Origin of the sequence: Streptomyces sp. CA-106110 (genome assembly GCF_050936285.1) — a bacterium.
Taxonomy (GTDB): domain Bacteria; phylum Actinomycetota; class Actinomycetes; order Streptomycetales; family Streptomycetaceae; genus Streptomyces.
The window spans coordinates 4941031-4965906 of record NZ_JBNJNB010000001.1 but is presented as its reverse complement, the minus strand read 5'-3'; the positions used below and the strand labels follow the sequence as shown (position 1 = coordinate 4965906).

General features: G+C 70.5%; 23 protein-coding genes. 14 read left to right on the top strand and 9 right to left on the bottom strand.

Annotated features, from left to right (window positions below):
• Positions 1-300: 300 nt before the first annotated feature.
• Positions 301-819 carry a hypothetical protein gene (locus ACQEXA_RS22795; protein WP_432931817.1) on the top strand — a complete coding sequence of 173 codons (519 nt, stop codon included), beginning with the start codon at positions 301-303 and terminating at the stop codon, positions 817-819.
• A 171-nt stretch (positions 820-990) separates the two neighbouring features.
• Here the strand turns inward: ACQEXA_RS22795 and ACQEXA_RS22790 are convergent, their stop codons facing one another.
• The 4 genes from ACQEXA_RS22790 to ACQEXA_RS22775 form a co-directional block, all read right to left on the bottom strand.
• A complete protein-coding gene (locus ACQEXA_RS22790) occupies positions 991-1611 on the bottom strand; it encodes a Maf family protein (RefSeq protein ID WP_432931819.1) in 621 nt (206 codons plus the stop codon).
• A gap of 22 nt (positions 1612-1633) precedes the next feature.
• Positions 1634-1762 (bottom strand): morphogenic membrane protein MmpB, encoded by a 129-nt coding sequence (gene mmpB, locus ACQEXA_RS22785; protein ID WP_359393688.1) that lies wholly within the window; start codon positions 1760-1762, stop codon positions 1634-1636.
• 132 nt (positions 1763-1894) lie between these two features.
• A complete protein-coding gene (locus ACQEXA_RS22780) occupies positions 1895-2104 on the bottom strand; it encodes an acyl-CoA carboxylase epsilon subunit (RefSeq protein ID WP_432931821.1) in 210 nt (69 codons plus the stop codon).
• A 21-nt stretch (positions 2105-2125) separates the two neighbouring features.
• Positions 2126-3709 (bottom strand): acyl-CoA carboxylase subunit beta, encoded by a 1584-nt coding sequence (locus ACQEXA_RS22775; RefSeq protein WP_433130861.1) that lies wholly within the window; start codon positions 3707-3709, stop codon positions 2126-2128.
• Positions 3710-3852: 143 nt separating this feature from the next.
• Between ACQEXA_RS22775 and ACQEXA_RS22770 the strand changes: the two genes are divergently transcribed.
• Together ACQEXA_RS22770 and ACQEXA_RS22765 are read left to right on the top strand one after the other, a co-directional pair.
• Positions 3853-4746, top strand: coding sequence for a biotin--[acetyl-CoA-carboxylase] ligase (locus ACQEXA_RS22770; protein WP_432931826.1), 894 nt, complete (start codon positions 3853-3855; stop codon positions 4744-4746).
• A gap of 138 nt (positions 4747-4884) precedes the next feature.
• Positions 4885-6030: an adenylate/guanylate cyclase domain-containing protein gene (locus tag ACQEXA_RS22765; RefSeq protein WP_359411162.1), complete on the top strand. Its 1146-nt coding sequence runs from the start codon at positions 4885-4887 to the stop codon at positions 6028-6030.
• 667 nt (positions 6031-6697) lie between these two features.
• Here the strand turns inward: ACQEXA_RS22765 and ACQEXA_RS22760 are convergent.
• Positions 6698-7306, bottom strand: coding sequence for a hypothetical protein (locus tag ACQEXA_RS22760; protein ID WP_432931831.1), 609 nt, complete (start codon positions 7304-7306; stop codon positions 6698-6700).
• A gap of 231 nt (positions 7307-7537) precedes the next feature.
• Between ACQEXA_RS22760 and ACQEXA_RS22755 the strand changes: the two genes are divergently transcribed.
• From ACQEXA_RS22755 to hutH, 3 genes are all read left to right on the top strand, one after another.
• Positions 7538-8344: an enoyl-CoA hydratase/isomerase family protein gene (locus ACQEXA_RS22755; protein ID WP_432931833.1), complete on the top strand. Its 807-nt coding sequence runs from the start codon at positions 7538-7540 to the stop codon at positions 8342-8344.
• A gap of 105 nt (positions 8345-8449) precedes the next feature.
• Positions 8450-9589: a diguanylate cyclase domain-containing protein gene (locus ACQEXA_RS22750; protein ID WP_432931835.1), complete on the top strand. Its 1140-nt coding sequence runs from the start codon at positions 8450-8452 to the stop codon at positions 9587-9589.
• An 86-nt stretch (positions 9590-9675) separates the two neighbouring features.
• Entirely contained in the window at positions 9676-11214 is a 1539-nt protein-coding gene (hutH, locus tag ACQEXA_RS22745; protein ID WP_432939502.1) for a histidine ammonia-lyase, read from the top strand.
• An 87-nt stretch (positions 11215-11301) separates the two neighbouring features.
• On the opposite strand, the gene ACQEXA_RS22740 is transcribed toward hutH, so the two are convergent.
• A complete protein-coding gene (locus tag ACQEXA_RS22740; protein WP_432931837.1) occupies positions 11302-11607 on the bottom strand; it encodes a hypothetical protein in 306 nt (101 codons plus the stop codon).
• Between the two features lie 110 nt (positions 11608-11717).
• On the opposite strand from ACQEXA_RS22740, the gene ACQEXA_RS22735 reads away from it, so the two are divergent.
• The 5 genes from ACQEXA_RS22735 (at position 11718) to ACQEXA_RS22715 (ending at position 19425) form a co-directional block, all read left to right on the top strand.
• Positions 11718-12071 carry a hypothetical protein gene (locus ACQEXA_RS22735; protein ID WP_359411146.1) on the top strand — a complete coding sequence of 118 codons (354 nt, stop codon included), beginning with the start codon at positions 11718-11720 and terminating at the stop codon, positions 12069-12071.
• A 235-nt stretch (positions 12072-12306) separates the two neighbouring features.
• On the top strand, positions 12307-13551 hold the full coding sequence (locus tag ACQEXA_RS22730) for a L,D-transpeptidase (protein WP_432931840.1): 1245 nt from the start codon (positions 12307-12309) through the stop codon (positions 13549-13551).
• A gap of 182 nt (positions 13552-13733) precedes the next feature.
• Positions 13734-15158, top strand: coding sequence for an ABC transporter permease (locus tag ACQEXA_RS22725; RefSeq protein ID WP_432931842.1), 1425 nt, complete (start codon positions 13734-13736; stop codon positions 15156-15158).
• Positions 15159-15278: 120 nt separating this feature from the next.
• Entirely contained in the window at positions 15279-15962 is a 684-nt protein-coding gene (locus ACQEXA_RS22720; protein WP_432931844.1) for an ABC transporter ATP-binding protein, read from the top strand.
• Between the two features lie 172 nt (positions 15963-16134).
• Positions 16135-19425: a S8 family peptidase gene (locus ACQEXA_RS22715; protein WP_432931846.1), complete on the top strand. Its 3291-nt coding sequence runs from the start codon at positions 16135-16137 to the stop codon at positions 19423-19425.
• Between the two features lie 106 nt (positions 19426-19531).
• Here ACQEXA_RS22715 and ACQEXA_RS22710 read toward each other — a convergent pair whose 3' ends face one another.
• Entirely contained in the window at positions 19532-20455 is a 924-nt protein-coding gene (locus ACQEXA_RS22710) for a helix-turn-helix domain-containing protein (RefSeq protein ID WP_432931848.1), read from the bottom strand.
• A gap of 168 nt (positions 20456-20623) precedes the next feature.
• On the opposite strand from ACQEXA_RS22710, the gene ACQEXA_RS22705 reads away from it, so the two are divergent.
• Both ACQEXA_RS22705 and ACQEXA_RS22700 read left to right on the top strand, forming a co-directional pair.
• Complete coding sequence (locus ACQEXA_RS22705) at positions 20624-21664, top strand: NAD(P)-dependent alcohol dehydrogenase (RefSeq protein WP_432931850.1); 1041 nt, start codon at positions 20624-20626, stop codon at positions 21662-21664.
• A 174-nt stretch (positions 21665-21838) separates the two neighbouring features.
• Positions 21839-22225: a VOC family protein gene (locus tag ACQEXA_RS22700; RefSeq protein WP_359410270.1), complete on the top strand. Its 387-nt coding sequence runs from the start codon at positions 21839-21841 to the stop codon at positions 22223-22225.
• An 80-nt stretch (positions 22226-22305) separates the two neighbouring features.
• Here ACQEXA_RS22700 and ACQEXA_RS22695 read toward each other — a convergent pair whose 3' ends face one another.
• Together ACQEXA_RS22695 and ACQEXA_RS22690 are read right to left on the bottom strand one after the other, a co-directional pair.
• Entirely contained in the window at positions 22306-23025 is a 720-nt protein-coding gene (locus tag ACQEXA_RS22695) for a DUF2637 domain-containing protein (RefSeq protein ID WP_432931852.1), read from the bottom strand.
• A gap of 23 nt (positions 23026-23048) precedes the next feature.
• Positions 23049-23222 (bottom strand): hypothetical protein, encoded by a 174-nt coding sequence (locus ACQEXA_RS22690; RefSeq protein WP_432931854.1) that lies wholly within the window; start codon positions 23220-23222, stop codon positions 23049-23051.
• Between the two features lie 483 nt (positions 23223-23705).
• Here ACQEXA_RS22690 and ACQEXA_RS22685 point away from each other — a divergent pair, with 483 nt between their 5' ends.
• The gene (locus ACQEXA_RS22685) at positions 23706-24857 is read left to right on the top strand and encodes a hypothetical protein (protein WP_433130859.1); all 1152 of its coding nucleotides are present in this window, start codon (positions 23706-23708) and stop codon (positions 24855-24857) included.
• Positions 24858-24876: the final 19 nt, after the last annotated feature.

Genomic DNA, 24876 nt, shown 5'->3' with positions numbered 1-24876 from the left:
CCCAGTGGTGAGCTTGCCCACACGGAGCGTGAAACCGGGCTCACTCGATCCGCGAAACCCCTTGTCGCACCGCCGCACAGGGGAATCCACCGGAAAACCCTAGCCCTCCGATGTGGTCAAGGTCTCTATGAAGTAGTCCCGCTACGGGTCGTGTTTCTTTGTGGAGTCCCTACTAATGGCCCAATGAATCTTTGCCCCTGCCAAACCTCTTGTCCCGTCGTTTACCCGTTAGTAGCGTTCACGATGGCTCGAACGTACTGGCAGTAACAGGAAAGCGCGTACGAAGGTGGGTGGGGGCGGGTGATCCGCAGACCGGTGGCTTGGCTCGTGGTGGTCCTCCTCTTTGTGGAGGCGATCGGCATCACGTTGCTGAACTGGATCCTCGGCACGGTCGTGGACCGGCAGCAGATGTCCCTGGCCGGGCTCGACCCGGACATGATGTCGCGGTCGTCGAAGGCGGGCGGAGTCGTCTTCGGGCTCTACTTCGCGCTGTGCGCGTTCGCCGCCCTGCTGGTCGCGCTGCGCGGCCGGCCCCCGTCCGGCATCTGGCGCATCCTTCTGATCAGCGCGGCCGTGGTGCACGCTCTGCTCGGCGCCTTCACCGTCGGCCTGGTGGGCTGGGGGGCGTTCGCGTTCATGATGGTGGTGCTCGGACTGATACTGCTCACCCTGATGACGTACGACCTCCCGCAGGGCCCGGCCGACGCGCCGCCCGCGGACGGCGGCCCGGGGGAGGACCAGGGAACGGTGCAGAGGGCCGTGGAACAGACCGGGCCCGAGACACCCGAGAACGGCGGCCCGGCACCGGTCACTCCCTGAACGCCTCCACCGCCACCCGGGAATCCAGGTTCCCGTTGCTCACAGGGCCCTCATGGGGCACTCAGGACCCTCTGGGCACCCCTCGCCCACGGCCCTCACCGGGCGGTCGGGGAACGCGCCGCGCGCCCGTCGCTTCCGGCGTCCTGCTCGCACCGGCCGCCCGGCCGGCGTTCACTTCGCCTGCGGGGCCCACAAGTCGGTGATGCCGACGCCCAGTTCGGCCAGCAGTCGGCGCACCAGGGGCAGCGAGATGCCGATCACGTTGCCGTGGTCGCCGTCGATGCCGTCGATGAAGGGTGCCGAGCGGCCGTCGAGGGTGAACGCCCCAGCGACGTACAGGGGTTCGCCTGAGGCCACGTACGCGGCGATCTCCTCGTCCGTGGGCTCACCGAAGCGGACCACCGTGGACGCGGTGGCGGACGCGTACCGGCCGCTGAGAGTGTCGTAGACGCAGTGTCCCGTCTGGAGCGTGCCCGCCCGGCCGCGCATCGACTTCCAGCGTGCCGTCGCCTCCTCCTCGTCCGCGGGCTTGCCGAGGGCCTCGCCGTCCAGGTCGAGTACCGAGTCGCAGCCGATCACCAGCGCACCCTTGAGCTCGGGCTTGGCCGCCACCACGGAGGCCTTGGCCTCGGCGAGCGCGAGCGCCAGTTCGGCGGGCGTGGGAGCGGTGACGGCGTCCTCGTCGACCCCGCTCACGACGACCTCGGGATCGAGTCCGGCCTGCCGGAGCAATCCGAGCCGGGCGGGGGACTGGGATGCGAGCACGAGACGGCGACGCGGCTGATCGGTCATGGGCTCAGCGTATCGGCGCGCCTCACCTGATGCCGATGACGATCATCGCGATCACCATCGCCAGCGCCATGAGGACCCCCAGCCGCCGCAACATCTCCTGCGTCTCGCGCAGTTCTTCCGGCGGCTCGTTGTCGGGGTCGGACCAGAGCATGCCTTCGATCGTGCGTCGGCGGCGTACTCCGGCGCCTGAGTACGGGTACTCAACTCGGCCGCGGGGTCGCCCGGCTCCGGCCGGGCTCCCGTGCCGGCCGGTCGCGAAGGACCGACCGGCACGGACCGGCCGCTAGCCGGGCCAGTACGTGCGCGCCCACGCCGTCGCACCCGGCTGGGACAGCCGGTGGGCGGCGATACGGGAGGGGTCGGCCCAGGAGTCGCGTTCCCGCGCCGCGCCGGGCGGCAGCGCGGCCGCCGCCGCGGCGCGGGCCCTGACCACCGCCAGTGCGGCGGCCAGCTCCTCCGGGGTCGGATTGCCCCGTACGACCTTGATCGTCATGTCCGCTCCAGGGTCCGGGGTTTACAGGGGGATGTTGCCGTGCTTCTTCGGAGGCAGGGATTCCCGCTTGGTGCGCAGCTGACGCAGCCCGCGGACGACGTGGCGGCGGGTGTCGGACGGCGTGATCACCGCGTCGATGTAGCCGCGCTCGGCCGCGATGTACGGGTTGAGGAGAGTGTCCTCGTACTCCTGGATCAGCCGCGTGCGGGTCGTCTCCGGGTCGTCCGCCTCGCCGATCGTGCGGCGGTGCAGGATGTTGACCGCGCCCTGGGCGCCCATGACGGCGATCTGGGCGGTCGGCCAGGCCAGGTTCAGGTCCGCGCCCAGGTGCTTGGAGCCCATGACGTCGTAGGCGCCGCCGAAGGCCTTGCGGGTGATGACCGTGATCAGCGGGACGGTGGCCTCGGCGTAGGCGAAGATCAGCTTGGCGCCGCGGCGGATGATGCCGGTGTGCTCCTGGTCGACGCCGGGCAGGAAGCCGGGCACGTCGACGAAGGTGATCACGGGCACGTTGAAGGCGTCGCAGGTGCGCACGAAGCGCGCGGCCTTCTCGCTCGCGTCGATGTCGAGGCAGCCGGCGAACTGCATCGGCTGGTTGGCGACGATGCCCACCGGGTGGCCCTCGACCCGGCCGAAGCCGGTCAGGATGTTCGGCGCGAACAGCGACTGGGTCTCGAAGAACTCGGCGTCGTCGAGGATGTGCTCGATCACCGTGTGCATGTCGTAGGGCTGGTTGGCGCTGTCCGGGACGAGCACGTCCAGCTCGCGGTCCTCGTCGCTGACGGAGAGGTCCGCCTCCTCCGGGAAGACCGGGGGCTCGGACAGATTGTTGGACGGCAGGTACGACAGCAGCTGCTTGACGTACTCGATGGCGTCCTTCTCCTCGCCGGCCATGTGATGGGCCACGCCGGAGGCGGTGTTGTGGGTGCGGGCGCCGCCCAGCTCCTCGAAGCCGACGTCCTCGCCGGTGACCGTCTTGATCACGTCGGGGCCGGTGATGAACATGTGCGAGGTCTGGTCGACCATCACCGTGAAGTCGGTGATGGCCGGGGAGTACACCGCGCCGCCCGCGCACGGGCCGACGACCAGGCTGATCTGCGGGATCACACCGGAGGCGTGGGTGTTGCGGCGGAAGATCTCGCCGTAGGCGCCCAGCGAGGCCACGCCCTCCTGGATACGGGCGCCGCCGGAGTCGTTGATGCCGATGACCGGGCAGCCGGTCTTCAGCGCGAAGTCCATCACCTTGACGATCTTCTGGCCGTAGACCTCGCCGAGGGCGCCGCCGAAGACGGTGAAGTCCTGGGAGAACACGGCGACGGGCCGGCCGTCCACGGTCCCGTACCCGGTCACCACACCGTCCCCGTAGGGGCGGTTCTTCTCCAGTGCGAAGTTGGTCGAGCGGTGCCGGGCGAACTCGTCCAGCTCCACGAACGAGCCGTCGTCCAGCAGCAGCTCGATCCGCTCACGGGCCGTCAGCTTGCCCTTCGCGTGCTGCTTCTCCACGGCACGCTCCGAGCCGGCGTGCGTCGCCTCCTGGACGCGGCGCTGGAGGTCCGCGAGCTTGCCCGCGGTGGTGTGAATGTCGATCTCTTCCGGCTCGGACATCGGGATGCGGCTCCCTGCCTGCTCAGTGGGGACGTGTGACGTGCTAGGAGAATGCTCAGAAGAACGAACGGTTACTCATCCGTAGCGTAGTGGTGCGCCTACCGATCGGCAGTGCGGCGTTGACCACACCTAGGGTGGCTTGCATGATGCCGCGAGATCCCTCAGACGCGAACGACCCGTCGAACGACGCCACCGGTGGCGGCAGCCGCTGGTCCGACCTGGACCGCCCGCCCCTGAACGGCGCCGCGCTGCGCCGGGGGCTGGTGCGGGAGGACGGACTGTGGTCCGGGGTCGAGGTGGTGGCGCGCACCGGGTCCACCAACTCCGATCTCGTCGCCCTGGCCGCGGAGGGCAAGGCGGCCGAGGGCACCGTCCTCGTCGCCGAGGAGCAGCACGCCGGGCGCGGGCGGCTCGACCGCACCTGGACGGCCCCGGCCCGGTCCGGACTGTTCTTCTCGGTCCTGCTGAAGCCGGCCGAGGTGCCCGTCGCCCGCTGGGGCTGGCTCCCGCTGCTCGCCGGGGTGGCCGTCGCGACGGGGCTCGCGCGGGCCGCGGGCGTCGACACGACACTCAAGTGGCCCAACGATCTGCTGGTCACGGTGGGCGAGGAGGAGCGCAAGACCGGCGGCATCCTCGCGGAACGCGCGGGCGAGAACGGCGTGGTGGTCGGCATCGGCATCAACGTCACGCTTCGTGAGACCGAGCTGCCGGTGCCCACGGCCGGCTCCCTGGCCCTGGCGGGCGCCCGCACCACGGACCGCGACACGCTGCTGCGGGCGGTGCTGCGCTCCCTGGAGGACTGGTACGTCCGCTGGCGCGGTGCGGGCGGCGACCCGGCGGTGAGCGGCCTGCAGGAGACGTACGCGGCCGGGTGCGCGACGCTGGGGCGGCTCGTGCGGGCCGAACTCCCCGGCGACCGTTCCATCACCGGCGAGGCGGTGGCGATCGACGGTGACGGCCGCCTCGTGCTGGCGACCGAGAACGGGGTACAGGAGCCGGTGGGAGCCGGGGACATCGTGCATCTGCGGCCCGCGTAGGCAGTTGACGGCCGTGTCCGGCATCCGCTGGGGCGCGCTGTGTGCGACCGTGCCGCTGAGGGAGTGAGCTACCGCACACCTGCCGTAGAGTTGACCGCGGTCGATACCTGACCGCGGCAGATCGGAAGGGCAGCACGCGTGACCGTCGACGACACGGGCTCGGGCACGGGCGTACACCCCGCCCCCGACGGTGAACCCGGGCGGGACGCACACGGCGAGTCCGACGAGAACCCCCTGACGCTGCGCCTGGAGCAGCTCATTCTGGGTGCGGAGCGCCGCTACACCCCGTTCCAGGCGGCGCGCAGCGCGGGCGTGTCCATGGAGCTGGCGTCCCGTTTCTGGCGGGCGATGGGCTTCGCGGACATAGGGCAGGCGAAGGCGCTCACCGAGGCCGACGTCCTGGCCCTGCGCCGGCTGGCCGGTCTGGTCGAGGCGGGCCTGCTGAGCGAGGCGATGGCGGTGCAGGTGGCCCGGTCGACCGGGCAGACCACCGCCCGACTGGCCGAGTGGCAGATCGACTCCTTCCTGGAGGGCCTCACCGAGCCCCCCGAGCCGGGCATGACCCGTACCGAGGTCACCTATCCCCTGGTCGAGCTGCTGCTGCCGGAGCTCGAGGAGTTCCTCGTCTACGTCTGGCGGCGCCAGCTCGCCGCGGCGACCGGCCGGGTCGTGCAGGCGGCGGACGACGAGGAGATGGTCGACCGCCGGCTCGCCGTCGGCTTCGCGGACCTGGTCGGCTTCACCCGCCTCACACGCCGCATGGAGGAGGAGGAACTCGGCGAACTTGTCGAGGCCTTCGAGACGACCGCGGCGGACCTGGTCGCCGCGCACGGCGGCCGGCTCATCAAGACGCTGGGCGACGAGGTGCTGTACGCGGCGGACGACGCCGGGACGGCCGCGGAGATCGCGCTGCGCCTGATCGAGACGATGGCGAACGACGAGACCATGCCGGAACTGCGCGTGGGGATAGCCTTCGGCACGGTGACCACGCGCATGGGCGATGTGTTCGGTACGACGGTGAACCTGGCGAGTCGGCTCACCTCTATAGCCCCCCGGGACGCGGTCCTGGTCGACAGCGCCTTCGCGGAGGAGCTGACCCGTACGAGCGAGGCGCCCGCCTCCGAGGCGGAGGCCGCCGAGGCCGCGGCCGCCGCGGAGAAGGAGGGCGAGGAGCCCCCCACGTACCGCTTCGCGCTCCAGCCGATGTGGCAGCGCCCGGTACGCGGCCTCGGCGTGATCGAGCCGTGGCTGCTGACACGACGCGAAACGGCGTCGGCGTCGTAGACCGCACGTGAGCGGGCGGGCCCGTGCCTGGCGGGCGGGGCCCGCATCGGGCGGTTGTGCCGTGCCAGACGGGTGGGCCCGCACATGACCGGTCGGCCCCCGGGGCGGGGCCGGTCTCGTTCCGTACGGTTCGGTCCGCCGCCGAGGGTGGGCAATCGCATGTGCAGGCCGGTGATCGGCACGGAGTCGACCGGCAGGCCCTCGGGTGGGGCGCGCACATGACCGGTCGGCCCCCGGGGCGGGGCCGGTCTCGTTCCGTACGGTTCGGTCCGCCGCCGAGGGTGGGCAATCGCACGTGCAGGCCGGTGATCGGCACGGAGTCGACCGGCAGGCCCTCGGGTGGGGCGCGCACATGACCGGTCGGCCCCCGGGGCGGGGCCGGTCTCGTTCCGTACGGTTCGGTCCGCCGCCGAGGGTGGGCAATCGCACGTGCAGGCCGGTGATCGGCACGGAGTCGACCGGCAGGCCCTCGGGTGGGGCGCGCACATGACCGGTCGGCCCCCGGGGCGGGGCCGGTCTCGTTCCGTACGGTTCGGTCCGCCGCCGGGGTCGGCAGTCGCACGTGCAGGCCGATGATCGGCACGGAGTCGACCGGCGGGCCTCCGGGTGGGGCCCGTACATGGTCGGTCGGCCCTGGGCGGGGCCGGTCTCGGCTCCTACGGCTCGGTCAGCCGTCGGAGCCGGGCAGGCCCACGCACAGGCCGATGATCGGCACGCACAGGCCCGGCCAGTCCGGGGACGGCGAGGGCGCCTGTGTGGTGGGGTCCGGGGGCTCGGTCGGCGTGGGCCACGACGCGGAGGGCGTCGTGGACTGCGGCGGGTGGGACGAACGGGAGGCCGTCGGGGTCCAGGGTGCTTCCGGGATACCGGTCGCGGGGTCGGTGGCCCGTGCGGTGTGTGAGTACGAGGCCCGCGACGTCCCGAGGTCGGCCGTCGGCGCGGAGGCCGGCCTCGCCGCGCGCGTGATCGTCGTCGCGGAGCGGCTCACGTCTTTCGTGTGCGGCAGGGTCGTCTCGACCGTCACCGCCGTGTCGGTGGCGTCGATCCGGGGCTCGGCCGCCGCCGTCCCGTCCCCGGCCGTCGCCGACTCCGGCGCCAGGCGGACGAGGCTCAGACCCCCTGCCGCGAGCGCGATCCCGCCGACGGCGAGGAGAACCGCCCGCCGCGGCCGGGGCTTGCGGTGCCGGCCCGCTGGACGGAACAGTCGGGGCGCCGCGGCATCCTGCGGTGCCGTGGTCGTCCCGGTCGTCTCGGTGGTGGCCGTGTCCGTCGTCATCCAGTCCTCCCCGGTGTGCGCCCCGCACTCCCCCAATGCGCCGCAGCGGTGGGCAGATTATGTGGCGATTGCGGGCGGGTGAGGAGGAGACGGCCCGGATGTCACCCGAACGAGGAGGAGTGGCCGTAAATGGCCCGCATTCGACGACGGCTCGTGGCGGCTTTCGCCGGGCCGCTTCGGCTGCGATGATCGGGACGTCGGTAGTTAACCCGCGTTAACCGGGAGGGTGTCATGGCGGAGCAGGAGGACGAGCGGCTGTTCGGCGAGCACGTCGTCGTACGGCGGCACGGGTACGTCGCGGAGCTGGCGCTCGACCGGCCCAAGGCGATGAACGCGGTGTCCACGGAGATGGCCCGCTCGATCGCCTCGGCGTGCGCGCACCTGGCCGCCGACCGGGACGCCCGGGTGACGGTCGTGACCTCGACGCACGAGCGGGCGTTCTGTGTGGGGGCGGACCTCAAGGAGCGCAACTCCTTCACGGACGCCGACCTCGTGCGCCAGCGTCCGGTCGCGCGCGCCGCGTACACCGGCGTACTGGAGCTGCCGATGCCCACCGTCGCCGCCGTGCACGGCTTCGCGCTGGGTGGCGGTTTCGAGCTGGCGCTGTCCTGCGATCTGATCGTGGCGGACCGCACCGCGGTGGTCGGCCTGCCCGAGGTCTCCGTCGGGGTGATCCCGGGAGGCGGAGGTACCCAGCTGCTGCCCCGCCGGGTGGGCGCAGCGCGCGCGGCGGAGCTGATCTTCACGGCGCGGCGCCTGGAGGCGGCCGAGGCACGGGAGCTCGGTCTGGTCGACGAGCTCGTGCCGGAGGGCCGGGACCGGGAGGAGGCGCTCGCCCTCGCGTCCCGTATCGCGGCGAACTCCCCGGTGGGCCTGCGCGCCGCGAAGCGTGCCCTGCGGCTCGGCCACGGCCTCGATCTGCGGGCCGGGCTCGAGGTCGAGGACGCGGCGTGGCGCTCGGTGGCGTTCTCCGGGGACCGCGCGGAGGGTGTGGCGGCCTTCAACGAGAAGCGCAGCCCGCAGTGGCCGGGCGAGTGATCCACGCGTGACCCCGGAGCCACGCCGCCCCGGCGGCGGCGTGGCCCACACCCTGATCGCCGCACTGATGTCTCACATTGTCCTGATCGTCCCTAGCCTGTAGTCGTGGGTGAGGACAGTCGGCTGGCGGCCGTGGTGGCGCTGGCGCAGGGGATGGCGGCGGCGCACAACCCGCGGGAGTCCTGGCGGGCCGCCGCGCTCGGCGCGTGCCGGGCGCTCGGGGGGAGCTTCGCCGCGCTCTCGGTCTGGGAGCGCGAGCGCGGACGGCTGCGGGTCCTGGTCAATGTGGGGCAGCGGGCGTCCGATGAGGAGGAGTTCCCGGAGGACGAGACCTACCCCGTGCACCAGTTCCCAGAGATCACCGAGTTCCTGCACGAGCGCTGGGCGGGCGGCGGCGGGCCGAGCGCCTGGGTGGAGACCGCTCAGGGCCCGGCCGCGGGGCATGCCGGGTACTGCCACCAGCGGGTCGCCGCCCTGCGCCGGCGCGGGCGCGGCTGCTGCGTCGTCGCGCCCGTGCTGCTGCACGGCCTCGCCTGGGGCGAGCTGTACGTCGCCCGCGAGGCCGGCGCCCCCGCCTTCGGTGACGCCGACGCCGACTTCGCCGCCGTCCTCGCCTCCGTCGTCGCCGCCGGCATCGCCCAGACCGAGCGCCTGGAGGAGGCCCGGCGGCTCGCCTTCACCGACGCCCTCACCGGGCTTGCCAACCGCCGTGCCGTCGACGCGCGCCTCGACGAGGCGATCGAACGGCACCGCGTCGACGGGGTCGCGGTCTCCCTCGTCGTCTGCGACGTCAACGGGCTGAAGCGGGTCAACGACACACGCGGGCACGCCGTCGGCGACCGGCTGCTGGAGCGCTTCGGATCGGTTCTCTCGCTGTGCGGCGCCATGCTGCCCGGTGCCCTGGTCGCCCGGCTCGGCGGCGACGAGTTCTGCCTCCTCGCGGTCGGCCCGCCGGCCGACGAGGTCGTGCGGGTCGCGGACGAGATCTGCCGTCGTGCCGCGCAGCTGGAGTTCGGGGACGGCGTGGCCTGCGGGGTGGCCTCGACCCAGGACCGGATCGGCACCGTCCGCTCGGCCCGCCGGCTGTTCCGGCTCGCGGACGCGGCCCAGTACCGGGCCAAGGCCCTGCGTTCGGCCAAGCCCGTGGTCGCGGGCCGTGAGGGGCCCGACGACCCGGTCGTACGCCTGGCCGACACACCGCCGCCGGCCACCGGGGAGCGCCGCCGGTTCCGCGGACGCCACTGAGACGGGCCGCGGATTCCGGTAAGGGGTCAACCCGCCATCCACTAGTGACACGATTGAATTCACTGCGTACGCTCCTGAATATGGATATGCACACTGTGGTGGTGGGAACGTCCGGCGTCACCGCGTCCGACGTTCTCGCCGTGGCGCGCGCGGACGCCCGGATCGAGATCTCCCAGGAGGCCGTGGCGGCCCTCGCGGCGGCCCGCGAGATCGTGGACGCACTGGCGGCGAAGCCGGAGCCCGTGTACGGGGTCAGCACCGGGTTCGGTGCGCTGGCCACCCGGCACATCAGCGAGGAACTGCGCATCCAGTTGCAGCGCAACATCGTCCGCTCGCACGCGGCCGGAATGGGCCCGCGGGTGGAGCGGGAGGTCGTGCGGGCGCTCATGTTCCTGCGGCTGAAGACCGTCTGCTCCGGGCACACCGGTGTCCGCCCCGAGGTGGCGCAGACCATGGCCGACATACTCAACGCCGGTATCACGCCGGTCGTGCACGAGTACGGATCGCTCGGCTGCTCCGGCGACCTGGCGCCGCTGTCCCACTGTGCGCTGACGCTCATGGGTGAGGGCGAGGCGGAAGGACCCGACGGGGTCGTCCGGCCCGCCGCCGAACTCCTCGCCGAGCACGGCATCGCCCCCGTCGAACTGCACGAGAAGGAGGGCCTCGCGCTCCTCAACGGCACCGACGGCATGCTCGGCATGCTGATCATGGCCCTCGCGGACCTGGAGCAGCTGTACAAGTCGGCCGACGTGACGGCGGCTCTGTCGCTGGAGGCGCTGCTCGGCACGGACAAGGTGCTCGCGCCGGAGCTGCACGCCATCCGCCCGCACCCCGGACAGGGCGCCTCGGCCGCGAACATGCTGGCCGTGCTGAGGGATTCGGGCATGACGGGCCATCACCAGGACGACGCGCCGCGCGTCCAGGACGCCTATTCGGTGCGCTGCGCCCCGCAGGTCGCGGGCGCAGGCCGGGACACCCTCGCGCACGCCCGCATGGTCGCCGAGCGCGAACTGGCCTCCGCGGTCGACAACCCCGTCGTCCTGCCGGACGGACGGGTCGAGTCCAACGGCAACTTCCACGGTGCCCCGGTGGCCTACGTCCTGGACTTCCTGGCGATCGCGGCGGCGGACCTCGCGTCGATCGCGGAGCGCCGTACCGACCGCCTGCTCGACAAGAACCGCTCGCACGGCCTGCCGCCGTTCCTCGCGGACGACGCGGGCGTGGACTCGGGCCTGATGATCGCCCAGTACACGCAGGCGGCGCTGGTGAGCGAGATGAAGCGGCTGGCCGTGCCCGCCTCCGCCGACTCGATCCCGTCCTCCGCGATGCAGGAGGACCACGTCTCCATGGGCTGGTCGGCGGCGCGCAAGCTGCGCACGGCGGTGGACAACCTCACCCGGGTCCTGGCCATCGAGCTGTACGCGGCGGCCCGGGCCGTGGAACTCCGCGAGGGCCTGACCCCGGCTCCCGCCACGGGGGCGGCGATCGCGGCCCTGCGCGGGGCGGGCGCCCAGGGGCCCGGTCCTGACCGCTTCCTGGCCCCCGACCTGGCCGCCGCGGACGCCTTCGTGCGCGAGGGCGGACTGGTCGCGGCCGTGGAGGCGGTCACCGGCGCGCTGCGCTAGGCGTACTCCGCCGGGGAAACGGCCACCGGGGTCCTGCCGTCGGGCGGGGCCCCGGTGGCCTGGTGCCTCGCGGGTGCGGCGGGCGGATCAGAACTCCATGCGCTCCCGGCGCACCGAGTAGGTGACGAAGCCTGCCCCCAGGCACAGGAAGAGGGTGCCCCCCACCACGTACGGCGTCGTGGCGACGCTTCCGGTGTCGGCCAGTTGGGTGCCCGCGTCCGTGACGCCCGTCTCCTCGGAGGCCCGGGTGGACGCCGTGCTCTGCTGCCCGGAGGGGTGCGTGGTCGCGTTGGCGGACGGGACGAACCACAGGGCCCCGAGCAGGCTCCCTGCGGCGGTGGCGGTCAGCAACGTCCGGCGTGCGGTGGACGTCGATCGACGTGCGGCGGACACGAAATACCGATCCCCCTGTGGCGCTTGCGAATTGGCCGTCTGGGGCGATGCTAGTGAAAGGTGCGGGTCGTGGGAAAGTCGCGCCCTCTCCGGGCCGTACGCTGCCCGCCATGAGCACTTCTGAGACATCACGTTTTGTCCGGCTTCGCGTGGAGCTGGTCGTCGAGGTCGGCGACGCGGACGCCGTCGCCAAGAGCGCGCTGAGCCGGATCGCGGACGATCCGGACATGCCCGAAGGCGAACGCGCGTACACGGAGAGCGCTGTGACGGAAGACACAGCCGAGGCCCTGGCGTACCTCGTCGACCCGTCCTACCTGGTCAGCGACGTGCCGGGGGTCGAGGTCGCCCAGGCGTCCTGGAGCAGCGAGGAGATCGACTACGACCCGGAGTCGCCGGACTGGGCATTCGGCGAGGACGATGAACCGGACGACGACGAGGAGGACGAGGAGGTCCGACTCGGCTGACGTGTCTTGGGAAAATCGTGACCCCGGGCGGCAACCGACGCCCGGGGTTCAGTCGTCTCAAGAGGTGTTTCCCGCCTCGCGAGCGACGCGGGGGCGGTATGCGCACCCGTCGCACCAACGTGGTACGGCCCACACATCGCAAGTATGTGGAACGGAGCCGACCGGTCGTAGCGTTGATGGTTCTCGCGGGGGCTCTCGGGGTTTTGGGGATTCGGCAACGATGGAGAAGTGTGTGATGACGAACAGTAAGCGGCGCAAGGGTCTGGCGACCGCGTCCGCACTGCTCGGCGGAATGCTCGTGCTCACCGCGTGCAGCGGGGGCAACGATGCGGCCGGCGGCGGCGAGTCCACCTCGCAGGCCAAGGCCGACGAGGCGGCCGCCAAGAAGGCCTCCGAGGCAGATATCAAGATCACCCCAGCAGACGGTTCGGACAACGCCTCCATCAACAACGCGGCCAAGGTGACGGTCAGCAAGGGAACCCTCACCGGGGTCACCATGACCACCGCGTCCGGCACCGCCGTCGCCGGGCAGATATCCGCGGACAAGAAGAGCTGGGCGCCCAGCGGCCAGCTGGAGCGGGCGACCACCTACAAGGTCGCCGCGACCGCCAAGGACTCCGAGGGCCGCGACGCCCACGAGAACGCCTCGTTCACGACCGTCGCCCCGGACCACTCCTTCATAGGCAACTTCACGCCGGAGAGCGGCTCGACCGTCGGCGTCGGTATGCCGGTCTCGATCAACTTCGACAAGGCCATCACCAACAAGGCCGCCGTGCAGAAGGGGATCACCGTCACCTCCAGCAGCGGCCAGGATGTGGTCGGGCACTGGTTCAGCCCCAACCGGCTCGACTTCCGTCCCGAGCAGTACTGGCAGGCAGGCTCCACCGTCACGATGAAGCTCGACCTCGACGGCGTCGAGGGCACGAGCGGTGTGTACGGCGTGCAGCAGAAGACGGTCACCTTCAAGATCGGCCGCAACCAGGTCTCCTACGTCGACGCGAAGACCAAGCAGATGAAGGTCACGCAGGACGGCAAGACCATCAAGACCATCCCCGTCTCGGCGGGCGCCCCCGACCACACCACCTACCAGGGCCAGATGGTGATGTCGGAGAAGTTCACGCAGACCCGCATGAACGGCGCCACGGTCGGCTTCAAGGACTCCGACGGCAAGGGCGAGTACGACATCAAGGACGTGCCGCACGCCATCCGGCTGACCACCTCCGGCACGTTCATCCACGGCAACTACTGGGGTGCCCCGTCCGTCTTCGGCAGCGTCAACACCAGCCACGGCTGTGTGGGCCTGCAGGACAAGAAGGGCGCGAACGACCCGAACACGCCGGCCGCGTGGTTCTACAACCACTCGATCGTCGGTGACGTCGTGGTCGTCCAGAACACCGGCGACCGGACCGTCTCGCCTGACAACGGCCTCAACGGCTGGAACATGAGCTGGGCCCAGTGGAAGGCCGGATCGGCCATCTGACCCGGAGGGCCCCGCGCCTCATCCCCGCTTCACCCAGGCGCCCGCCGACCCCTTCGGGGCGGCGGGCGCCTCGGTCTTCTCACAGGCCCTCTCACCGCGGCGCCGAGGCCGGACACAGGCTTCTCATCGTTCTCTTATGTCCGGTTTATGGGTTCATCAGGGTGCGTCTCTAGCTTGCGGCCATGTTCTTCACCTACCTGAGGCGCGAACTGCGCCGCCGGAGAAAGGCGGCCCTCGTCGTCGCCTCCGGGCTCGCTCTGGGCATCGCTCTGGTCATCGTGGTCAACTCCGTGTCCTCCGGCATGGGGAAGGCACAGGACGAGGTTCTGCAGTCGCTGTACGGACTCGGTACCGACATGACCGTCACGAAGGCGGCCGCGCCCCCGTCGGGCGGCTCACAGGGGCCGCGCTTCAACTTCGACGCCCGCGGCAACGACTCCAAGGACACCCAGAGCAGTGACCGTGTGATGGTCCAGGGCTTCCAGACCCTGGCGAGCAGCACGGTCGGCAAGGTCGGCTCGCAGAGCGGTGTTTCGGGCGCCGTGGGTGGACTCAGCCTCCGGGTCATCAAGATCAGCGGCCAGTTCACACAGGGTCAGTTCAAGCAGGACCAGAACGGCGGCCGGCAGGGCGGCCGGGGATTCGGCGGACCCCAGGGGCGCGTCGAAGGCGGCGGCGCCAACTTCGACGTGAACAACTACTCGGTCTACGGCACCGACGTGACCAAGCCGGCCCTCGGCCCGCTCACCTCCTCGAAGATCACCAGCGGCCGTACGTTCAAGACGTCCGAGACCAACGCCGCGGTCGTCGTCGCGGACTCGGCGTACGCCAAGGAGAAGAAGCTCGCGGTCGGCGGCACGGTCACCATCAAGGGCGTCAAGTTCACGGTCATCGGCATTGCCACCGCCGACAGCGGTGACTCGGCCGCCAACCTCTACATCCCGCTGACGCAGGCTCAGACGCTCGCCGACTCGAAGAACAAGGTCACCACGATCTACGTCAAGGCGACCGACTCCCAGCAGATCGCGGCCGTCAAGAAGACGATCCAGAAGAACATCTCGGGGACGACGGTCACCACCTCCTCCGACCTCGCCTCCACGGTCTCCGGCTCGCTGTCCACCGCCTCCAGCCTCGCCACCAACGTGGGCAAGTGGCTGTCGATCGTGGTGCTCGTCGCCGCGTTTCTGGTGGCCGGCCTGCTCACCTCCTCGGCGGTCTCGCGCCGGGTGCGCGAGTTCGGCACGCTCAAGGCGCTCGGCTGGAAGTCGGGCCGGGTGACCCGGCAGGTGGTCGGCGAGGCCGTCGTCAACGGCCTGGTCGGCGGTGTCCTCGGTATCGCGCTCGGCCTGGCGGGCGCGTACGCCGTCACCGCCATCAGCCCCACGCTGCAGGCTCAGCTCGGTGGTGGCGGCGGTGGCGGTGGCTTCGAAGGCCCCGGCCGACGGGCCGCGAAGACCCTCGAGGTGGCGCTCACCGCACCGGTCAGCGCGACCACCATCGCCCTCGCGGTCGCCCTCGCGGTGGCCGGCGGTCTGATCGCCGGCGCCTTCGGCGGCTGGCGTGCCTCCCGGCTGCGCCCGGCGGACGCCCTGCGCCGCGTCGAGTAGCACCCGCCCCGCACTTCTCGTCGCCGAGCGCGGTCCGCATCCGGGGCGCACCGGCGCACCCCTTCGGCCCTCCCGCGTACGCGGCCCCGATCTCACTTCCCATTCTCAGGAGTTGGACCCATGTACGAACTCAGAGGCGTCACCAAGCGCTATACGCGGGGCAAGGAGACCATCAACGCCCTGGACGGCGTCGACCTCACCATCGGCGACGGCGACCGGCTGGTCATCCAGGGCCCCACCGGCGGCGGCAAGTCCACGCTGCTGCAGATGCTCGGCGGACTCGACAAGCCGACCGCCGGCCAGGTCGAACTCGACGGCGTCGACCTCGCCAGGCTCTCCGAGGCGAAGCTCACCAAGGTGCGCAGCGAGAACATCGGCTTCGTCTTCCAGTCCTTCAATCTCATCCCGACGCTCACCGCGCAGGAGAACGTCGAGACCGCCCTCGTCCCGCTCGGCCTGAAGGGCAAGGAGCGGCGCGAACGGGCCGTCGAGGCGCTGAAGTCCGTCGGCCTCGGCGAGCGGCTCGGGCACCTGCCGGGCGAGATGTCGGGTGGTCAGCAGCAGCGTGTCGCGATCGCCCGCGCGCTGGTGAAGCAGCCGAAGGTGCTCCTCGCCGACGAACCCACCGGAAACCTCGACGAGTCGATGCGCGACGAGATCATGGACGTGCTCGAGCGCATGTGGAAGGAGCACGGGCTGACCTTCATCATGGTCACCCACGACTCCACGATCGCGAAGAAGGCCCCGCGCCTCGCGACGATCCGCAAGGGCAGGATCACCGTGAAGGAGAACGCGGTCTCATAGCCCCCGCGGGCGCGCCAACTCGTTATCCCTCCCTCTATTGAGGCAGTGATCAACCCCCCGGCATACTGCGTAGTCCGGGGGGTTGACGTGCATGTGTGCGGAACTACCCCCGGCCGGGTGAACGGGGAATTCGCCCGGTACCTCATCTCCAGGGGGAGTTTTGCGCAGACAAGTGAAAAGAGCATGCGCGGCGACCGTCGCCACGGCGGCCGCCGTGGCGTTGGCGGCGGGTATGACCAGCCCGGCGTCGGCGAAGCCGGAGCGCACGTCGCGCACGGCCGCGTCCGGCTTTTCGGCCCAGCACCGCATCACCCTGATCACGGGCGACCGCGTCGTCGTCGACGCCAAGGGCCGCGTCGTCGGGCTCGAGCGGGCCAAGGGCCGCGAGAACGTCCTGGTTCAGGTCCGCAAGGCCGAGGGGCACACCTATGTGGTGCCGGCCGACGCGGCGGGCCTGATAGCCAACGGCAAGCTCGACCGGCGTCTGTTCGACGTCACCGAGCTCAACACGGCCCGCACCCGCAAGGACCAGAAGAACGGCCTGAAGGTCATCGTCGGCTACCAGGGCACGGCGAACTCCGCGAAGGCGGACGTCCGTGAGGCGGGCACGCTCCGCCGCACCCTGAAGTCCCTGAACGCGGACGCGGTGCAGACGCCCCAGCGGAATCAGGCCGAGCTGTGGAAGGCCCTCACCAACGGCGACACCGCCGCGAAGGGCGTCGCGCACGTCTGGCTCGACGGTGTCCGCAAGGCCAGCCTGGACAAGTCGGTGCCGCAGATCGGCGCCCCCAAGGCCTGGGCGGCGGGATACGACGGCAAGGGCGTCAAGATCGCCGTACTGGACACCGGTGTCGACGGCGACCACCCGGACCTCAAGGGCCAGGTGATCGAGGCCAAGAACTTCTCGACCGCCGCCACCACCGCCGACAAGGTCGGCCACGGCACGCATGTGGCGTCCATCGCGGCCGGTACGGGCGCGAAGTCGAAGGGCAAGTACAAGGGCGTCGCGCCCGGCGCCAAGATAATCAGCGGCAAGGTCCTGGACGACGACGGGTACGGCGACGACTCCGGCATCCTCGCGGGCATGGAGTGGGCCGCCCAGCAGGGCGCCGACATCGTCAACCTCAGCCTGGGCGGCATCGACACGCCCGACATCGACCCGCTCGAGGCCGAGGTGAACAAGCTCTCCGAGCAGAAGGGCATCCTGTTCGCCATCGCCGCGGGCAACGACGGCGAGCTCGGCGACCGGACCATCGGCTCGCCGGGCAGCGCGGCCGACGCGCTCACCGTCGGCGCCGTCGACGACAACGACAGGCTGGCGTCCTTCTCCAGCCGCGGCCCCGGCCTCGACGGCGCCATCAAGCCCGATGTCACCGCCCCCGGTGTGAACATCACGGCCGCCGCGGCGCCCGGCAGCCTCATCGACAAGGAGGTCGGCGAGAATCCGGCCGGCTACTTGACCATCTCGGGTACGTCGATGGCGACCCCGCATGTCGCGGGCGCCGCCGCCATCCTCAAGCAGGAGCACCCTGACTGGACGTTCGCCGAGCTGAAGTCGGCGCTGACTGGCTCCGCGAAGGGCGGCAACTACACCCCCTTCCAGCAGGGTTCGGGCCGGATCGCCGTGGACAAGGCGATCAAGCAGACCGTGCTCGCCGACTCGTCGTCCGTGAGCTTCGGCGTCGCGCGCTGGCCGCACACCGACGACACGCCGGTCACCAAGCAGGTGACGTACCGCAACGTCGGCAAGACCGCCGTCACCCTCTCGCTCTCGATGACGGCCACCGGCCCCACGGGCCGGCCCGCGCCGACCGGTTTCTTCGCGCTCGGCGCGACGAACGTCACCGTTCCGGCGGGCGGCACCGCAACGGTCCCGCTGAGCGTCAACTCCAAGTTGGGCGGCAGCGCGGACGGCTCGTACTGGGCGTACGTGACGGCGACCGGCGGCGGCCAGAGCGTGCGCACGGCCGCGGCGGTGGAGCGCGAGGCGGAGTCGTACGACGTCACCTTGAAGTACGTCAACCGTGAGGGGCAGACGCCGGTCCATCTGACGGACCTCTTCAACACCTCGGCCGACGACGGCCGGGACTACCCGTCGCAGAGCAGCGCGGACACCGTGACCGTCCGGGTGCCCAAGGGCACCTACGCGCTGGACTCCGTCTCGGTGAAGGACCCGACCTCCATCGAAGGCGGCGCCGACTGGCTGGTCCAGCCCCAGCTGAGCGTCACCAAGGACACCACGGTCACCCTGGACCTGACCAAGGCCCAGCCCGCCGACATCACGGTGCCGGACGCGTCGGCCAAGCCGCTGTCCGGGATGGTCTCCTACACCTACGACCCGGCGGGAGTCGGCGGCGGCATCTTCGCGCCGTCCTTCCAGGACGTGAGGGTCGCGCACGTCGGCCCGGCGGTCTCCTCGGGTCTGTCCCAGAGCTGGTTCGGGCAGTGGACCAAGGGTGACGCCGCCGAGTACGACGTCTTCACCGGGGCCAATGTCAAGAAGCTCGAAGGCGCGCACGTCCAGCACTACAAGCCGGGCGATCTCGCCACGCTGAAGGTGAACCTCGGCTCCGCCTCCAGCGGGAAGACCGGCGCGGTCGGCCTCTACGGCTTCCTGCCGAACGACTTCGCCTTCAACTCCCCGGTCGAGCAGAAGCTGCGCGGCACGCGCACGCTCTACGTGTCCACCGGCAACGCGGTGGAGTGGCTGCTCGACTTCTCGCAGTTCGGGGGCAAGAAGGACCCGCAGGGCCTGCCGATCCCCGAGGCGTACTACACGCTCGGCAATGTCGAGACCTACAAGCCGGGCAAGAGCTACACCAGGACCTTCAACACGGCCGTGTTCGGGCCGCTGGTCACCTCCGAGTACGGCCTCTTCCGCGACGGCAACGAGATCTACGGCTATCTGCCGCTGTTCGCGGACAGCCAGTCGCACGCCGGTTCCTCGGACTTCATGTCGGTGAAGACGACGCTGTACCGAAACGGCGCCAAGGTCGGCTCCAACGACGACCCGCTGTTCGGCGCCAAGCCCTTCAAGGTGCCGTCCGGTGAGGCCACGTACAAGCTGACGACCTCGGTCATCCGCAGTGTGAAGGTCGCCGCGGCGTCCACCCGCATCGACGCGAGCTGGACGTTCAAGTCCAAGAGGGCCAGCGCCAAGCTGCCCACCTCCTCGGTCCGCTTCGGCGCCGCCACCGGCCTCGACAGCCGGGTCGCGGCCGGCAAGAAGGTCACGATCCCGGTCACCGTCCAGGGCTCGGCCGCGGGCCGCAACCTGCAGTCGCTGGGCGTGTGGGTGTCGTACGACTACGGCAGGACCTGGACGAAGCTGACGGTCAAGAACGGCAAGATCACCTACCGGAACCCGGCGAAGGGCCAGGGCCTGTCGTTCCACGCCAAGATCGCCGACAAGAAGGGCAACAAGTCGACGATCTCGATCTACAACGCGTTCTACGCGAAGTAAGCCGATAGCGCACGGCCCGCCGGAAGCAGCTGCTTCCGGCGGGCCGTCCGTGTTTCTGCCGATCGCCGGCCCCTCATCGGCCGCTCATGGCGTCGAGCGCAGGGCCTCAGGAGCGGGGCGCGGTCGTGCCCGCCCGGGTGGCGTCCGTACCCCAGCTGGCCAGCAGCCGCAGAGCCTCCGCCGACGGCGAACCCGGTTCGGCGTGATACGTCACCAGCCCCAGCTCACCGTCGTCTGGCAGCCTGAACGACTCGAACTGCAGGGCAAGATCGCCCACCAGCGGATGCCGCATCAGCTTGAGCCCGTGGCTCTTCTCCTTGACGTCGTGCGTCGCCCACAGCCGCCGGAACGCCTCGCTCTTCACCGACAGCTCTCCGACGAGGGCGGACAGCTGCGGATCGTCCGGGTGGCACCCGGCTTCGTACCGCAGCTGGCACACGATGTCGATCGCCTTCTGCTCCCAGTCCACGAACAGATCGTGGTACTCGGGCCGCAGGAAGACCATGCGGGCCCAGTTCCGCTCCTGCTGCGGTACCTGGGACCAGTCCCCGAAGACGGCGGCGGCCATCCTGTTCCACGCCAGGACCTCCGCGCGCCGCCCCACGATGTAGGCCGGGACGCCGTCGAAGGCGTCCAGCAGCTGCCGCAGCGGAACCCGCACGTGCTGGGACCGCGCCGCCGGCTTCTTCTTGTGGGCCTTCGGCTTGGCGAGATGGGTCAGATGGGCGTGCTCCGCGTCGCTCAGCCGTAGCGCGCGGGCGATGGCCCCGAGCACCTCCGCGGACACGTTCTGCCCGTTGCCCTGCTCCAGACGCGTGTAGTAGGCCACGGACACCCCGGCCAGCTGGGCCAGCTCCTCGCGGCGCAGGCCCGGCACCCGCCGGTACCGCCCGAAGTCCGGCAGTCCCACGTCCTCGGGCTTGAGCCGGGCCCGCCGGGTGCGCAGGAACTCGCTGAGCTCGGCGCGGCGGTCCAGAGCCTGACCGGATGTCTGGGCAGACGCCTGCATGGAGTCGGGATTTGCGTCCATACACCCAGTATTCCTGTTGGTACGACTGTGAGGCTGACCCGGCCAGTGGTAGGAAGCCCGGACGTATGCAGATCCGTGGCCTGGGTGAGCCCGGCGCCTCCCGGCAGGCTGGACGCCGTGCCCGGTGGAAGGCTGCCGGGCACGCGACCCCCCAAGGAGAAATCCGGCATGACCACCGTTGCTGCGTACGCCGCACCCGCCGCCAAGGCTCCGCTCGAGCGCACCACGATCGAGCGCCGCGAGGTCGGTGAGTTCGACGTACTGATCGACATCAAGTTCGCCGGCATCTGTCACTCGGACATCCACCAGGCCCGTGAGGGCTGGGGCGAGGCGATCTTCCCGTTGGTGCCGGGCCACGAGATCGCGGGCGTCGTCTCCGCGGTGGGCTCCGGCGTGACCAAGTTCAAGATCGGCGACCGCGTGGGCGTCGGCTGCATGGTCGACTCCTGCCGCGAGTGCGAGAACTGCAAGGCCGGCCTGGAGCAGTACTGCCTCAAGGGCATGGTCGGCACATACAACGCCCTCGACAGGAACGGCGAGCCCACCTACGGCGGCTACTCCGAGAAGATCGTCGTCGACGAGAAGTACACCGTGCGCATCCCGGACGGCCTCTCTCTCGATGTGGCCGCCCCCCTGCTGTGCGCCGGTGTCACCACGTACTCCCCGCTGCGGCACTGGAACGCGGGACCCGGCAAGAAGGTCGCGGTCCTCGGTCTGGGCGGTCTCGGTCACATGGCCGTCAAGCTCGCGCACGCGATGGGCGCCGAGGTGAGTGTGCTCTCCCAGTCCCTGCGCAAGAAGGACGACGGGCTGAAGCTGGGCGCCGACCACTACTACGCCACCAGCGACCCGAAGACCTTCGAGGAGCTGCGCGGCACGTTCGACCTGATCGTCTCGACCGTGTCGGCGCCGCTGGACTTCGGCGCCTTCCTCTCGCTGCTGAAGTCGGACGGCGCGCTGGTGAACGTGGGTGCGCCCGAGGAGCCCATCTCGTTCAACCTGTTCTCGCTGATCTCGGGCCGCAAGACCCTCGCCGGTTCCGCCATCGGCGGCATCCGTGAGACCCAGGAGATGCTGGACTTCTGCGCGGAGCACGGCATCGGCGCCGAGATCGAGCTGATCGGCGCGTCCGAGATCAACGACGCGTACGAGCGGGTGCTGAACAGCGATGTGCGGTACCGGTTCGTGATCGACGCGGCCACCATCTGAGTCTGCCCCGGTGACCGGCGGCGTGCGGCGGCCCCACGGCACGTCGAGCGCCGCCGGCCGGACCGGACGCACGGCTCCGGCGGCTTGATCGATGCGCGCGCCCGTGAGGGTTCGGGGTAGCGGCGGTAGCGTGGAAAGCGGTTCTGGCAGCCCAGGGGACAGGAGGCCCGGCCCATGACCGTAGAGCTCAACCACACGATCGTCGCCGCGCACGACAAACAGGCGTCCGCGAGGTTCCTCGCGGATGTGCTGGGGGTGGATGTGGCCCCGGACTTCGGCCCGTTCGCCCCGGTGGAGATCGCGAACGGCGTGACGCTGGACTTCATGGAGACCGAGGAGCCGATCACTCCGCAGCACTACGCCTTCCTCGTCTCCGAGGACGACTTCGACGCGATCTTCACCCGGATCCGCGCGGGGCGACTCAGGTACTGGGCGGACCCGTACCATCACCGCCCCGGCGAGATCAACCACAATGACGGCGGCCGCGGAGCGTACTTCGACGATCCGAACGGCCACAACCTGGAGATCCTGACGAGGCCGTACGGGAGCGGCGGGGACTGAGCCCAGGGCCCCAGACGCGCGCGAACCGCCGGTGGGCCGCCGAGCTGCGGTCGACGGCCCACCGGCGGTTCGCTTCGCCGTCAGCCGCCGGACTGCTCTTTGACCGGCGCGGCGTGCCGGGGGCGGTACTTCGAGGAGACCTGGCCCACGAGTTCCCGGAAACACACCAGGGCGGTGATCGGCGGAATTCCTACGATCACCATCGACAGCATCGAATATGCCGAGTGGCTGATGCACAGCGCCACCGCCGTGGCCGAGGCGACCAGGACGACGCCCCATGACCGGCGGGCGGTCCGGTGCTGAACGGCGGCCCGCAGAATCGACAGGGCCGCCACGAACCACGGTCCGTACACCGTCAGCGGCCACCATTGCGCCAGCGGTGCCGGAAGCACCGTCGAGGCGATGGCGCGGAGCTGGCCGTACGAATAGGCGATGGACCAGCCGAGCATGGCCACCGCGCAGGCGGCGATGGTGGCGACCAGGATCGTGACAGGGGTGACTTTCTGGCCGCTGTCGAGGATGTGGGATCCCGGCCGTGGGCGCCGCCGGTCGATGCGGTGGCGGTGCTGCCCGTCGTACGGGGGCGGAGCGGGGTCCGTACCGGACACCGTGGACAGCATCTGGGCGAGTTCCTCGTCCGGATCCCAGCCGTTCGGTGCGATGTCCTGACCCTGCGCGCTCCAGACGTGAGGTGCCTCGAGGGGATCACCACTGTAGGAATGCTGACCGAGCGCGTCGTAGTCGGTTCTCAGGCCGAACTGAATGTCGTAGAGGCTCGGGTCGCCGTGCAGCCTGTCCATTCTCAGCTCCTCCGCGCCCTCGCTCAGGACGCTGCGTCGACAGCGCGCAGGTATTCGCTTTCCATGTCGCCGATCTTCTTGAGGAAATCTTCAAGAATGTCTGAACACCCCTTGTGGAGCACCTCGCCGCCGGCCGGGTCGTGCCACAGGGCTCCACTTCCGACGGGGATCTGATCTTCCGGTTCGTTCCAAGTCACGATCACCTAACGAGCGCCATACGGTGGAAGCTATCCGGCATTCGAGGGAATGATTCCTCGGAGAAACGTTTCACCGGTCTGATGAACCTACATGGCCGCCGTAATTCAAGATATGCGGGCAACCATATTTCCGTGAATGCTTTTCACTCTCCGCGATGCCTTCCGCTTGACCCACCGGAGACTCGGCCGGGAGTCGCACGAAGGTGCCCACGGTCAGGACACCCCGGGGCGCCGAGCCCGTGGCGGCCCGCCGGGTGCCGGTACGGGCACCGCTGACGGAGAGCGCTTGCTGAAGCAGGGGGCGGTCCCAGCACGGCGGCGCCAGACACCGCTCGCCACGGGCTCCTTTTCGCCGGTCCCTCCCTGTCGTGGCCCGGGGAGACCCCCGCCGGGGTACCCCGCGAGCACCGCGCCGCGTTTGCCGCCGCCGCTCCCACCTCGTTAGCTGGAAGAGCAGAGCTCATCGAACGGCGAGGAGCGGCGATGATCACCCAACAGCAGGTCGAGCGAATACTGCGGCTGAGCGGCGACGGACTCCCGTTCGTCTCCCTCTACATCCCGGTGGAACCGGAGAGGCCCGACCGTCGCGTCTTCAGCAGCCGAGTGGCCAGCCTGCTGGACCGCATCAGGCCGCTCGCCGAGGACGGCTCGGCGCAGCACGCCGTGCGGCTCTCGCTGCGGGAAGACATCGCGAGAATCGAGACGACCCTGGCGGAGGAGCCCGTCCGGCCGGGCGCCGTCGCGGTCTTCTCCTGCGGCGGCCGCGGCATCTACGAACAGATGTGGCTGCCCCGGCCCACCCGCGAGCGCATCCTGGTGGACGCCGATCCCTACGTCCGTCCGCTGCTGGGCGTGCTCGACGAGTACTACCGCACCTGTGCGGTCATCGTGGACAAGAGCGTGGGCCAGGTCTGGGAGTACTACCTCGACGACGTCCGGGAGTTGGAGGTGATCCGCGACCGGGTGACGCGCAGACACGCCTACGCCGAGCAGTTCGGCGAGTACCGCGTCCGCAACAAGGCCGACGAGCTGAGCAAGAAGCACTACCGGCGCCTGGTCGGCGAGCTCAGACGGCTGTTCGGAGGCGGGGGCTACGACCTGCTCGCCGTCGGCGGCCAGGCGCACGAGGTGCCGGGCTTCGTCGACTTCCTGCCGCGTGAGCTGAAGGAGCGGCTCGTCGGGACCTTCACCATCGACCGGGAGACCGCGACGGCCGAGGACGTCAGGAAGAAGGTGCGGGGGCTCGTCGCCGACCACGCGCACCAGGAGCAGCGGCGGCTGGTCGGCCAGACCCTGGAGGCCAAGGCGGCCAGCAGACCCGCGGCCGTCGGTCTCGACGAGACGCTGTGGGCGGCGTCGCTGGCCGCGATCGGGACGCTGGAGGTGGACGAGCAGGCCGTCGTTCCGGGACGGGTGTGCGACCGGGACGGGCTGCTCTCGCGCTCGGAGAAGGCCTGCCCGCTGTGCGGGGATCCGCTGCGCGAGGTGCCCGACGTGATCGACGAACTGGCCGAGTCCGTCATCGACGACGGAGGCGAGGTGCGGCACGTCGACGCGGAGACGGCGCTGCGCGCGGAGCAGACCGCGGCTCTGCTGCGCTTCGAACTCCCCCCGCAGCCGGTGACCGTGCCGTAGTCCGCCGGGTCCGGGACCC

Coding starts and splice junctions, on each gene's coding strand:
- ACQEXA_RS22790 (WP_432931819.1), bottom strand. CDS start 1,611: ATGACCGATCAGCCGCGTCGCCGTCTCGTGCTCGCATCCCAGTCCCCC.
- mmpB (WP_359393688.1), bottom strand. CDS start 1,762: ATGCTCTGGTCCGACCCCGACAACGAGCCGCCGGAAGAACTGCGCGAG.
- ACQEXA_RS22780 (WP_432931821.1), bottom strand. CDS start 2,104: ATGACGATCAAGGTCGTACGGGGCAATCCGACCCCGGAGGAGCTGGCC.
- ACQEXA_RS22775 (WP_433130861.1), bottom strand. CDS start 3,709: ATGTCCGAGCCGGAAGAGATCGACATTCACACCACCGCGGGCAAGCTC.
- ACQEXA_RS22770 (WP_432931826.1), top strand. CDS start 3,853: ATGATGCCGCGAGATCCCTCAGACGCGAACGACCCGTCGAACGACGCC.
- ACQEXA_RS22760 (WP_432931831.1), bottom strand. CDS start 7,306: ATGACGACGGACACGGCCACCACCGAGACGACCGGGACGACCACGGCA.
- ACQEXA_RS22755 (WP_432931833.1), top strand. CDS start 7,538: ATGGCGGAGCAGGAGGACGAGCGGCTGTTCGGCGAGCACGTCGTCGTA.
- hutH (WP_432939502.1), top strand. CDS start 9,676: ATGCACACTGTGGTGGTGGGAACGTCCGGCGTCACCGCGTCCGACGTT.
- ACQEXA_RS22735 (WP_359411146.1), top strand. CDS start 11,718: ATGAGCACTTCTGAGACATCACGTTTTGTCCGGCTTCGCGTGGAGCTG.
- ACQEXA_RS22730 (WP_432931840.1), top strand. CDS start 12,307: ATGACGAACAGTAAGCGGCGCAAGGGTCTGGCGACCGCGTCCGCACTG.
- ACQEXA_RS22725 (WP_432931842.1), top strand. CDS start 13,734: ATGTTCTTCACCTACCTGAGGCGCGAACTGCGCCGCCGGAGAAAGGCG.
- ACQEXA_RS22720 (WP_432931844.1), top strand. CDS start 15,279: ATGTACGAACTCAGAGGCGTCACCAAGCGCTATACGCGGGGCAAGGAG.
- ACQEXA_RS22710 (WP_432931848.1), bottom strand. CDS start 20,455: ATGGACGCAAATCCCGACTCCATGCAGGCGTCTGCCCAGACATCCGGT.
- ACQEXA_RS22705 (WP_432931850.1), top strand. CDS start 20,624: ATGACCACCGTTGCTGCGTACGCCGCACCCGCCGCCAAGGCTCCGCTC.
- ACQEXA_RS22700 (WP_359410270.1), top strand. CDS start 21,839: ATGACCGTAGAGCTCAACCACACGATCGTCGCCGCGCACGACAAACAG.
- ACQEXA_RS22695 (WP_432931852.1), bottom strand. CDS start 23,025: ATGGACAGGCTGCACGGCGACCCGAGCCTCTACGACATTCAGTTCGGC.
- ACQEXA_RS22685 (WP_433130859.1), top strand. CDS start 23,706: ATGATCACCCAACAGCAGGTCGAGCGAATACTGCGGCTGAGCGGCGAC.